Here is a 10,800-nt window from a genome sequence, read left to right as displayed (position 1 = left end):
GCTAACCTTAAAGAACGCGATCACGCGCAGTCACCGCAAGATCCTTAAAGAACGCGGTCTCCGAGGGCGCGCTGGCAGGACTTGGCCAGATCGCGCTGGCGCCGCATCCGCTCGCGCAGCCGCAGCGGGCCGAGGTTCACCTCCGGGCTGCCGGTCAGGCCGTCCACCGCGAACTCCGCACCGTGCGCCCAACCACGCGCCGTCCAGGATTCCCACCGCTCCAAGTCCGGCATCGAGTAGTCGTACCCGAACAACAAACCCGGCTCATCTCGCGCGTCCAACTCGCCACCGGCCAGCGCGGTTAACCGGATCCTCGGCTCCGCCCACTCCGCGATATCCACGGTGTCCACCGTGAGCCCGGCAGCACCACCCCGGACCAGCACGGCATGCCGCGCCGGATTGGTCCGCGCCGCCAACTCGTCCACCCGGGTGGCCCCGCGCAGCCGGACCAGGACCCGAGGCAACCACCACCAGTGTTCGCGACGCAACAGCGGACTGTCCGCCAGCGCCCTGGACGGCGGATACTTGCGCAGCTCCACTTCGAGCAGGCCATCACTGAATCGCTCGCCCTCGACATCATCGACGACCGTGACCCCGCCGAAGCCAACCAACGCCGGCTGATCAGCACGCAGCGACCGGGAATCGCTCACCACGAACGCCACTTCACCAGCCTCGCGCAGCCCCGCGATGCGCGCTTCCTGCGCGTACGGCAGGGCGACACACGGCTGCCCGGCATCGGACAATGGGATCACGCTCAGCGCGGCCGGCCGACCGTCCGCGTCCAACCAGCACAACTCGCCGGTCACCGCGCCGCGCCAGCTTCGTGCCAGTTCGCTTTCGGTCATACTCTTCTCTTCATCTGATTTGTACTGTTACTCTGCGCCGCTGTATACGAGGCCATTTCAGGTTCGGCCAATGATGCTCGGGGAGAGCTAGCCATGCCCGCAATAGTCCTGGCACTTGTTGTCGGTGTCCTGTTTTACCTCGGCTACCGCTACTACTCGAATTACCTCGCGCGCAAGGTCTACGCGCTAGACGCCTCGGCCGCCACTCCGGCACACACCATGTCCGACGGGGTCGACTTCGTGCCGACGAACAAGCATGTGCTCTTCGGCCACCACTTCACCTCCATCGCCGGCGCGGCGCCCATCGTCGGGCCCGCGATCGCGGTGTTCTGGGGTTGGGGACCAGCGCTGCTCTGGGTAGTCGCCGGGACCATCTTCGCCGCGGGCGTACACGATTTCGGTGCGCTGGTGGTATCCGTGCGACACAAGGCGCGCAGCATCGGCACCCTGGCCAACGAGGTGATCAACAAGCGGGCCCGTGCGCTCTTCCTGCTGATCATCTTCTTCCTGTTGACACTGGTGAATGCCGTGTTCGCGGTGGTGATCGCGAACCTCTTCGTGGCCAACCCCGAGGCAGTACTGCCCATGCTGCTGCAGATTCCGCTGGCCATCGGCATCGGGCAGTACGTGTACCGCACGCGCAGCGCCGCGCTGGTGCCGACGTTGATCGGTGTGGTGCTGCTGTACTGCTCGATCCTGCTCGGTCAGCTGTGGCCGATCACCCTCGGCTTCGCCGCCGAAGACGGGTTTTTCACTGACCGCAACATCTGGGTCATCCTGCTGTTCGCCTACACCTTCGTCGCTTCTCGGATTCCGGTGTGGGTGCTGCTCCAGCCGCGCGACTACATCAACTCGCATCAGCTGTTCATCGCGCTCGGCGTGATCGTGCTCGGCGTGACCGTGGGTATGGACAAGATCGTCGCGCCGGCGATCAACGACACCCCGGAGGGTTCACCGAGCTGGTTCCCCTTGCTATTCGTGACCATCGCCTGCGGCGCGATATCCGGATTCCACAGCTTGGTCTCCTCGGGCACCACGTCAAAACAGCTCGACAAGGAGACCGACGCCCGCTACGTGGGCTATTTCGGCGCGGTCGGCGAGGGTTCGCTCGCGCTCGGCTCCATCCTGGCGTGCACCGCGGGCGTGGTCGCGACAACTGCGGACTGGAACGCGGTCTACGCCGACTTCGCGTCCGCTTCGGACGGTGCCACCGGCAACTTCGTCGCCGGTGTGGCCAACTTCGCGAGCAACCTCGGCGTCTCCGCCTCGCTTGCCACGGTCTTCGCCGCGATCGTGGTGATCAGCTTCGCGGCGACCACTATGGACACCGGGGTGCGCCTGCAGCGCTACATCGTGCAGGAGATCGCCGAGGTCGCCGGGGCGCGCAAGCTCTCCCGCAGTGCCACGTTCGGTTCGCTGGTCGCCGTGCTTGTCCCGCTTGCGATGGCGCTGATCCCCGGCGGCGGCAAGGACGGATTCACCTTCGGCGTGCTGTGGCAGCTGTTCGGCACCACCAACCAGCTCACCGCGGGGCTTGCGCTCGCGGTGATCGCGGTATGGGTGACCAAACAGCGGCGCAACCCGACCGCGGTACTCATCCCGCTCGTGTTCCTGGTCGTGATGACCGTATGGGCGCTGATCGTGAACCTGCAGGAGTTCCTCAACCAGCAGGAATGGGTGCTCTTCCCGCTTGACCTGATCATCCTGGTGCTGGCGATCTGGCTGATCGTCGAGGCGGCGATCGCCTTGCGCAAGGCATGGCAAGGTGCGGCCGAGCAGGATGAGTCCACGGTCCGGTGACCAAGGGCGGCCTGCCTGCCCGGCTACGCGCGGCGTGGCGCCGGCTGGAACGCGGGCACGATCAGCTTTTCGTGGCCCGCTGGCGGCAGGGCGCACGGCGGGAGGCTCGCCGGCAGCAGGACACCCTGCGCGCGCTTGTCATGTTGGAATCGCTCGGCGTGGACAACCCGGTGGCCTACGAAACCCTTGAGCTCATCCCCTACCTGGTCGCCGACCTGCACGAATGGCATCAGCGAATGGGGCAACGCGGGTTTGGTGATCCCGAGGTGTGCTGTTGACCTCGGTGCGCTTCTTCGGTGGCAAGGGCGGTGTGGGCAAGACGACCCTGGCGGCCGCGTTCGGCCTGCGCATGGCCAATGCCGGGCAGCGCACGCTGGTGGTGTCCACCGACCCGGCGCATTCGCTTGGCGATGTATTCGACACGCCACTCGACGGGCAACCCCGTCAGCTCGCTGATCGGCTGTGGGCCGCCGAGATCAGCGGTGAGCAACAGGCGAGTGCCAGGGTCGCGGAGATCATCGCCGATGCCCAGGACGCCGTCCCGCCGGAGATCTTGCCGGCTGTGCGCACACACCTGAACAGGGCGACCGAGAGCCCAGGGACGGTGGAATCGGCGCTACTTGATCGGCTGAACGACTTCGTCGAGCAGGTTGGCGAGCACTGGGACCGGCTCATCGTGGACAGTGCGCCGACCGGGCATATGACCCGGTTGCTCAGCCTGCCCACCTTGCTCACTCCGTGGATCGAGGGCCTGGCCAGTCAGCGCGCCCGAACGCGAGCCGCGGACGAGCGGGTGGCCGGACTGTTTGGCAGTGCGCGCGAGGAGCCCGACCCGCTGCTCGATCGGCTGCGCGCGCGTCGGGCCCGGCTCACCGAGCTGGCAAAGGTGTTCCGCGAGGCTGCCGTCGTGCATCTGGTGCTGGTACCCGAGCGGTTGCCGCTTGCTGAGACGCTGCGCACGCTGACCAGCTTGCGGGATTCGGGGCTGGTGCTCGGCGAACTGATCGTGAACCGGGTGTTGCCTGCCGACGATCCTGGGCTGCTCGGCAGTCGGCGCGCGCAACAGGACGAGGTGTTCGCCGAACTCGCCAGCACGGCCGCGGCGCCGGCGACCGTCCGGGTGCCAATGCTGCCGGGGACGCTGACCGGCTCGACCGAACTCGGACAGCTCGCCGGGCACCTCGCGGCGCTGCCCGACTGAGTGCTGCCCGACTGAGTGCTGCCCGGCTGAGTCGGGGCCCCAGCTCGTGCGGCAGGGGCTCGTTAAGCTTGGCCGGTGCGGATCGACGTCGTCACCATTTTTCCCGAGTACCTCGCGCCGCTGCGTACCGCGCTGCTCGGCAAGGCCATCGAGCGCGGGCTGCTCGACATCGCCGTACATGACCTGCGGGACTGGACCTACGACGTGCACCGCGCGGTGGACGACAGCCCGTATGGCGGCGGCCCTGGCATGGTGATGAAACCGCAGGTATGGGGTGAGGCGCTGGATGCGGTCTGTCCCTCGGATGCTCGCCTGATCGTGCCGACCCCCGCCGGCAGGCCGTTCACCCAGCGGATGGCGCACGAGTTCGCGGCTGAGCGCTCCCTGGTGTTCGCCTGTGGTCGCTACGAGGGCATTGACCAGCGGGTCATCGCCGACGCCGAACGGCGGATGCGGGTGGACGAGGTGTCCATCGGCGACTACGTACTGGTCGGCGGCGAGGTGGCGGTGCTGACCATGGTCGAGGCGGTGGCCCGGCTGCTGCCCGGGGTGCTGGGCAATCCGGTCTCGGCCGAGCAGGACTCCTTCTCCGATGGGCTACTCGAGGGGCCGAGCTATACCCGCCCCGAGGTGTGGCGGGAGCTCCCGGTGCCGGACGTACTGCGCTCCGGTAACCACGCCGCGGTGGACCGCTGGCGGCGGGACCGTGCACTGGAGCGGACTTACCGGCGCCGGCCCGATCTGCTTGCCGCGCTACCCACGGATACGCTGGACAAGCACGATCGCGCGGTCCTCGACCGGCTGCGCGCCGAGGGGCCCGATTAACCTCCCGTACCCCTCTGGCATACTGGACGGGTTGCCGTCAGCGGGCAGCACTCGACAGCGCGCCACACACCCCAACGCAAGACCAGTGATGCGCCGAGCCGCGCCCGCTTGGCACACCCGAAAGCCATCGACTTGAGGACGAGGACGGACCCGATGAACACCCTGGACGCTCTGGACGCGAAGTCACTGCGTTCCGACATCCCGAACTTTCGTCCGGGCGACACGCTGAAGGTGCACGTCCGCGTCATCGAGGGCACCCGCGAGCGTGTCCAGGTGTTCCAGGGCGTCGTGATTCGTCGCCAGGGTGACGGGATCCGCGAGACCTTCACGGTGCGCAAGGTTTCCTTCGGCGTCGGCGTGGAGCGCACCTTCCCGGTGCACTCGCCGAACATCTCGAAGCTCGAGGTCGACAAGCGTGGTGACGTGCGTCGCGCCAAGCTGTACTACCTGCGTGAGCTGCGTGGTAAGGCCGCGAAGATCAAGGAAAAGCGCGAGACCCCGGCTTCCTGAAGCTTTCGGTGCGCATTGCCGTAGCCTGACCTGGTGGTCGACCGCGTGAACTTCCCATCCTCCGAGGACGATCCCGATCGGGCTTCCGGCGGCCACGATCATGGGCTGGGCGAGAATTCGACTGCTGGTCGAGAGCCGACCTCGCAGCAGCCCGAGGAATCCGGCGATACGGAGTCTGCCGAGTCCTCGCAGCGCAAATCGAAGAAGCAGCGATCCTTCTGGAAAGAGCTGCCGATTCTGATTGTCGTCGCGCTTGGACTGACATTTCTGATTCAGCAGTTCGTCGCGCGCGTCTACATGATTCCATCTGGCTCGATGGAGCAGACGCTGCACGGCTGCCCAGGGTGTACTGGTGACCGGGTGTTGGTGGACCAGGTCACCTATTTGTTCACCGATCCCGGCCCCGGCGATGTGGTGGTTTTCAAGGGTCCGCCGGCGTGGACGGAGAACGACGCGCCGAGCAATGATTCGAGCAATCCGATCGCTGGCTTCTTCCGGCAGATCGGCTCCGTCGTTGGTTTGGCGCCGCCGGATGAGAAGGACTTCGTGAAACGCATCGTCGCGGTTGGTGGGCAAACCGTGGAGTGCTGCGATGACAACAATCGGGTACTTGTCGACGGTCAACCACTGGACGAGCCCTATATCCATTGGGAAGAGGGCAGGGGGACCCAGCAGGCCGAGTTCGATCCGGTTCGAGTGCCCAATGATTCCGTGTGGATGATGGGCGATAACCGGAACGATTCGAGCGATTCGCGATATCAGGGTGGCGGTGGAGCCCGCGGCGCCGTTCCGGTGGACAACATTATTGGCAAAGCACGGGTCATCGTGCTGCCGCCATCGCGTTGGCAGGGCGTGAGTGATCACGATCCGCAGGAAGTAGCGATGCCGGCGGCCGCGCCAAGCTCGTACAGCGCGCCCGCTTGGCAGCAAGGCTTGCCCGCGATGATCGGTGTCATCGGTGCCTGGCCGACACTGTGGGTTGGACGTAAAGCCTACGCCGGTATCACTCGGTTGGGGCAAGGTCGCCGGTCGTAACGGATATTCCGGGCCGGCTCCCGGCCCCCTGTGGTGTGCATTACCCGTTGTCGTAGCCTGGCGACGTGGTCGACCACGTGAATCAATCGTCCAGCGAGGGCGGGGACGAGTCAGCCGAGCAGGCTCCGGCGAGTAAGCCGAAGAAGAAGCAGCGGTCGTTCTGGAAAGAGCTGCCGATTCTGATCGGCGTCGCATTAGTGCTCGCTTTTTTGATTCAACAGTTCATTGGGCGCCCCTACATGATTCCGTCCGGCTCGATGGAGCAGACGCTGCATGGCTGCCCTGGATGTACCGGTGACCGGGTACTTGTCGACAAAGTTACCTACCTGTTCACCGATCCCAGTCCCGGCGACGTGGTGGTTTTCAAAGGACCACAGCCATGGACCGAGAACGACGCGCCAAGCAATGATTCGAGCAATCCGATCGCTGGCTTCTTCCGGCAGATCGGCTCCGTCGTTGGCCTCGCGCCTCCAGACGAGAAGGACTTCGTGAAACGCGTTATCGCTGTTGGCGGGCAAACCGTGGAGTGCTGCGATGACAACAATCGGGTACTTGTCGACGGTCAACCACTGGACGAGCCGTATATCTATTGGGAGCCCGGTTCGGGTAATGAACAGGCCGAGTTCGATCCGGTCCGGGTGCCCGATGATTCCGTGTGGATGATGGGCGATAACCGGAACAACTCGAGCGATTCGCGATATCAGGGTGGCGGTGGAGCCCGCGGCGCGGTTCCGCTGGACAACGTTATTGGCAAGGCGCGCGTCATCGTGCTGCCGCCATCCCGTTGGCAGGGCGTGAGCGACCACGATCCGCAGGAAGCCGCGATGCCGGCGGCGGCCCCCGGTACGTTCAACGCGCCCGCTTGGCAGCAGGGTTTGCCCGCGGCGATCGGCGTAGCTGGCGCATGGCCGGCGCTGTGGGCGGGCCGGCGAACCTATGCGGGTATCGTGCGGGTGTGGCGACGCAGCGGGCCGTAGCGGGCAATTTCTCTTCTGCGCAGGTGCGCCCCGCACGCGCGGTGGTTCGTCGGGACACCGGCACCTGGGCTTTTCAGTCGGCCCTTGATCGGCGCGGACTTGGTCCGGTGGCAGGGGTGGACGAAGCGGGGCGCGGCGCCTGTGCCGGTCCACTTGTCGTGGCTTCCTGTGTACTGCGGACTACGGACAGTGCGCGATTCGCGGAGCTGACCGACTCGAAGTTGCTCACTCCGACAAGCCGCGAGCGACTGTACGAGCTGCTTGTCCGGCGCGCGCCGGACTACGCCGTGGTCGTGGTGCCCGCCGCTGAGGTCGACGCGCTTGGTGTGCACGCCGCGAACGTGGAGGGTATGCGTCGGGCGGTAGCCAGGCTGGCGTCGCATCCGGGGTACGTGCTCACCGACGGTTTCGGCATCCCAGGACTGACCGCGCCGAGCGTGCCGGTCCGCAAGGGCGACCGGGCGGTTGCCTGCGTGGCGGCCGCTTCGGTGCTGGCCAAGGTCACCAGGGACCGGATCATGTCCGAGCTGGACGGCAGCTACGGCGGGTACGGCTTCGCCGTGCACAAGGGGTACAGCACCGCCGAGCATTCCGAGGCGCTGCGCCAGCAGGGGCCAAGCGAGGTGCACCGCTGGTCCTACGCGAATGTGGCTTCGGCGGCCGCCGAGCATGGCTTGCGCCCACCGCATCGGGTGGCGCGCAGTGTCGCCGCGGTCCGCCGGCTCAGTGAGCGCGAAGATGCGGCGGAACCCGTCGAGCTGGTGTCGTCGGGTGGTCTCCAACCCGATGTGGGTCAGAATGGATATGCCCGGTACGCAACGGGCAGCTGATGCACTGGACCCGGCTGGGTTCTATGGGGACGAGGAGGATTACGGGCACGATGAGCGGTGAGGACCTCGAGAAGTACGAGACCGAGATGGAGTTGCAGCTCTATCGGGAGTACCGCGACATCGTCAGCCAGTTCACCTACGTCGTGGAAACCGAGCGGCGGTTCTATCTGGCGAACGCGGTGGATGTGCAGGTGAAGGACGCCGAGGGCGAGGTGTACTTCGAGGTGCGGATGTCCGATGCCTGGGTGTGGGACATGTACCGCCCTACGCGTTTCGTGAAGAACGTCCGGGTTATCACGTTCAAGGATGTGAACGTCGAGGAACTGGAAAAGCCCGACCTGCGGTTACCCGAGTAGGGCTTGCCGGTCACGGTGGCGGCTGGTGCGGCGCGTACTGCCAGCCGATCCAGCGGCAGATCGCGTCCACGACGTAGGTTTTTTCGGTTTCGTCTAGTGCCCTTCCGGCGGGGATCCCGTGCCAGCGGCTCAAGCAGGTGCGACAACACGTAGCGGTGGCATGCTGCGCGACGAATACCGGATGTCCCCGATACGGCGTCTGCCGGCCGTCGTTGCGTGGTTCGGCCGGTGCCAGCCTGCGCTCGATCAGGTCCGCGGCGTGCCTGCGGACGGTGGCGATCCCGCGCAGGTCAACCACCGCGCGGTCCCGGCCACGTAACCGGAACCGCGCGCGGAAGTGGTGCTGCCCAATCTGGCGCAGCCTGGCTTCCATGTCGTCCATCAGCACTGCCGGTCTGGTCGGGTCACTCGACGGCGGTTCCCTCGAGTTCGACCAGCTGGCCGGGGATCGCCAGCCGAGTCACGCCGAGCATAGTGGTGGCGGGTGCCGCTCCCGCTGCGGCCAACCGCGATGCCAGCACGCCGTAGTGCGCGAACAGCAGATCGACGTCCGTGGTGTAGACGTTCAACCGGACGAGGTTGGCCAGCGACATCTTCGCCTCGACGAGCACCGCGACGAGGTTGTCCAGGCTCAGTGCTACCTGGGCGGCCATATCGCCCGCATGCTCGGGCTTGCCGTCCTCGCTCATCGCGGTCTGGCCGGAGCAGTACAGGGTTCGGGTATGCCCGGAGACGAGCTCGCCCTGGTTGAACCCCATTTCCACCGACCAGCTCACCGGATTGACCGCCGTTCGCCGCATTGCCATGTTCGCTCCTGTTGTTGTTCGTGCTGGTCAAAGCTTCGGGACAAATCACGACACCTCTTGTCGTATATCCGATAGGGTTTTCCGGTGCGCGCTGACCGGCTGGTTTCGCTAGTGCTGCTGCTGCGTCAACGTGGTCGGTTGACCGCCGACGCGCTGGCCACGGAGCTGGAAGTGTCCACCCGTACCGTGCTGCGGGATATCGAGGCACTGTCCGCGGCAGGGGTGCCGGTCTACGCCGAACGCGGTCGGCACGGCGGGTTCGCGCTGCTTCCCGGGTTCCGCACCGAGCTCACCGGGTTGAATCACGACGAGGCCCTTGCCTTGCTGACCGCCGGTTCGGGGCAGGTTTTCGGCCTGGGTTCCGCGCTCGCTTCGGCCATCCGCAAGGTGGTCGACGCGCTACCGGAAAGCCATCGGGGCGTCGCGAGCGACGCCGCACGGCGACTGCTCGTCGAGCCGGAGACCGATCTGCTTGCCCGCCGGCGGGTCGTCGAGGAGGTACCCGACGCGGCCCTGGCCGAGATCCGGCGCGCGGTGCTTGCCGGGAACAAGCTGCGCATTCACTACGCGGCTACGAAGCAGGCGCCGCGGTGGCGCACGGTTGATCCGATCGGTCTGGTCACCGTCCGCGAGCGAGGTTATCTGCTGGCCACGCGGTCTGGCGCGGACCGCACCTACCGGCTTTCGCGGGTGCTGGCGGCGGAGGCACTAGCCGAACCGGCGCAGCGTTCACCGCGCGTGGATCTGGATCGGGCGTGGCGGGAACGCTGCGCGCGATTCCTGTCCGACGACCACCTCACCGTGGTGCTTCGGGTGACCCCGGAACGGCGGGAGGATCTGCTGAGTACCGCCGTTGCCGTTCGGGCGGTGGAAGCCGAGACGGGTGATTGGCTGCGGTTGGACGTGACGTTTCAGGATTTGTGGCACGCCGAATGGGCGCTGTGGCGGCTCGGCACGGAGGTGGAAGTCCTCGCCCCGAGTTCGTTGCGTACGGCGCTGCGCGAGCGCGCCGCAGCACTCGTCGCGCGCTACCAGGACGTGCCGTGAACCTGTGTCCGGTGAAGGCGGATTTCGCGGAGCCACTTTGTCCAATGTGGATTGGCGCCGAAGTGGCACTGGTTGCCGGAGAGTTGTCCACATCCGCCAAGGTTGTCCACAGTTGGCGAAGACGTGCTCGCGCGCTTCGTCGAACCCCGGCATGGTCGATCTCGTCAGCAACGACGAGGGGGCGGCGTGGTACTCACCGGCAACGGCCAGTCCGGCTACAACAACATCCTTGGTGAGCGGGGTGAACTGCTCGCCGCGCGGCATTTACGTGCTCGCGGACTCACCGTGCTGGCCAGGAACTGGCGATGTTCGGACGGCGAGCTCGACCTTGTGGCCGGCGTGGCGGATCGGTTGGTCGTCTGCGAGGTCAAGACCCGGACCGGCGCCGCGTTCGGCCGTCCAGGCGAGGCGGTCACGGCGGCAAAGGCGCGGCGAATCCGCCGGTTGACCAGTCTGTGGCTGGCAAACCAGCGGGCTAGCTGGAATGGCGTCCGGTTCGACGTCATCGAGATCCTGCTTTCGGCCGGTGAGCCGCCGAGGATCACGCACCACGAGGACGTGTTCTGAG

The 10,800-nt window shown here is 66.2% G+C and carries 14 protein-coding genes; 11 read left to right on the top strand and 3 right to left on the bottom strand.

The window, feature by feature from the left end; genetic code table 11:
- Nucleotides 1-44: 44 nt before the first annotated feature.
- Complete coding sequence (locus EV191_RS15900) at nt 45-845, bottom strand: hypothetical protein (RefSeq protein ID WP_132877837.1); 801 nt, start codon at nt 843-845, stop codon at nt 45-47.
- Nucleotides 846-938: 93 nt separating this feature from the next.
- Here EV191_RS15900 and EV191_RS15895 point away from each other — a divergent pair, with 93 nt between their 5' ends.
- The 9 genes from EV191_RS15895 to EV191_RS15855 all read left to right on the top strand — a co-directional run bounded on the left by EV191_RS15895 (nt 939) and on the right by EV191_RS15855 (nt 8,379).
- Entirely contained in the window at nt 939-2,645 is a 1,707-nt protein-coding gene (locus tag EV191_RS15895; protein WP_132877836.1) for a carbon starvation CstA family protein, read from the top strand.
- A complete protein-coding gene (locus EV191_RS15890) occupies nt 2,642-2,923 on the top strand; it encodes a cory-CC-star protein (protein WP_243658980.1) in 282 nt (93 codons plus the stop codon). Before EV191_RS15895 ends, EV191_RS15890 begins: the two co-directional genes overlap by 4 nt.
- Before the next feature lie 5 nt (nt 2,924-2,928).
- Nucleotides 2,929-3,846 (top strand): ArsA family ATPase, encoded by a 918-nt coding sequence (locus tag EV191_RS15885; RefSeq protein ID WP_243659005.1) that lies wholly within the window; start codon nt 2,929-2,931, stop codon nt 3,844-3,846.
- A gap of 75 nt (nt 3,847-3,921) precedes the next feature.
- Nucleotides 3,922-4,671: a tRNA (guanosine(37)-N1)-methyltransferase TrmD gene (gene trmD / locus EV191_RS15880; RefSeq protein WP_132877834.1), complete on the top strand. Its 750-nt coding sequence runs from the start codon at nt 3,922-3,924 to the stop codon at nt 4,669-4,671.
- Between the two features lie 153 nt (nt 4,672-4,824).
- Nucleotides 4,825-5,181: a 50S ribosomal protein L19 gene (gene rplS / locus EV191_RS15875; RefSeq protein WP_132877833.1), complete on the top strand. Its 357-nt coding sequence runs from the start codon at nt 4,825-4,827 to the stop codon at nt 5,179-5,181.
- Between the two features lie 33 nt (nt 5,182-5,214).
- The gene (gene lepB, locus EV191_RS15870; RefSeq protein WP_132877832.1) at nt 5,215-6,216 is read left to right on the top strand and encodes a signal peptidase I; all 1,002 of its coding nucleotides are present in this window, start codon (nt 5,215-5,217) and stop codon (nt 6,214-6,216) included.
- A 65-nt stretch (nt 6,217-6,281) separates the two neighbouring features.
- The gene (lepB, locus tag EV191_RS15865) at nt 6,282-7,193 is read left to right on the top strand and encodes a signal peptidase I (RefSeq protein WP_132877831.1); all 912 of its coding nucleotides are present in this window, start codon (nt 6,282-6,284) and stop codon (nt 7,191-7,193) included.
- 41 nt (nt 7,194-7,234) lie between these two features.
- On the top strand, nt 7,235-8,023 hold the full coding sequence (locus EV191_RS15860; protein ID WP_424565472.1) for a ribonuclease HII: 789 nt from the start codon (nt 7,235-7,237) through the stop codon (nt 8,021-8,023).
- 50 nt (nt 8,024-8,073) lie between these two features.
- On the top strand, nt 8,074-8,379 hold the full coding sequence (locus EV191_RS15855) for a DUF2469 domain-containing protein (RefSeq protein WP_132877829.1): 306 nt from the start codon (nt 8,074-8,076) through the stop codon (nt 8,377-8,379).
- Nucleotides 8,380-8,389: 10 nt separating this feature from the next.
- On the opposite strand, the gene EV191_RS15850 is transcribed toward EV191_RS15855, so the two are convergent.
- Together EV191_RS15850 and EV191_RS15845 are read right to left on the bottom strand one after the other, a co-directional pair.
- Nucleotides 8,390-8,761 (bottom strand): DUF4186 domain-containing protein, encoded by a 372-nt coding sequence (locus EV191_RS15850; protein ID WP_132877828.1) that lies wholly within the window; start codon nt 8,759-8,761, stop codon nt 8,390-8,392.
- Nucleotides 8,762-8,783: 22 nt separating this feature from the next.
- A complete protein-coding gene (locus EV191_RS15845; RefSeq protein ID WP_132877959.1) occupies nt 8,784-9,179 on the bottom strand; it encodes a RidA family protein in 396 nt (131 codons plus the stop codon).
- A gap of 90 nt (nt 9,180-9,269) precedes the next feature.
- Between EV191_RS15845 and EV191_RS15840 the strand changes: the two genes are divergently transcribed.
- Both EV191_RS15840 and EV191_RS15835 read left to right on the top strand, forming a co-directional pair.
- Entirely contained in the window at nt 9,270-10,232 is a 963-nt protein-coding gene (locus EV191_RS15840; RefSeq protein ID WP_132877827.1) for a helix-turn-helix transcriptional regulator, read from the top strand.
- A gap of 102 nt (nt 10,233-10,334) precedes the next feature.
- Nucleotides 10,335-10,799 (top strand): YraN family protein, encoded by a 465-nt coding sequence (locus tag EV191_RS15835; protein WP_341539618.1) that lies wholly within the window; start codon nt 10,335-10,337, stop codon nt 10,797-10,799.
- The last annotated feature ends 1 nt before the right edge of the window (nt 10,800 follow it).

The sequence above is a fragment of the Tamaricihabitans halophyticus genome, from assembly GCF_004340875.1.
Classification (GTDB): Bacteria; Actinomycetota; Actinomycetes; order Mycobacteriales; family Pseudonocardiaceae; genus Tamaricihabitans; species Tamaricihabitans halophyticus.
Note: the sequence above shows the minus strand (reverse complement) of the source record. Positions and strands in the feature narration are given on the sequence as shown.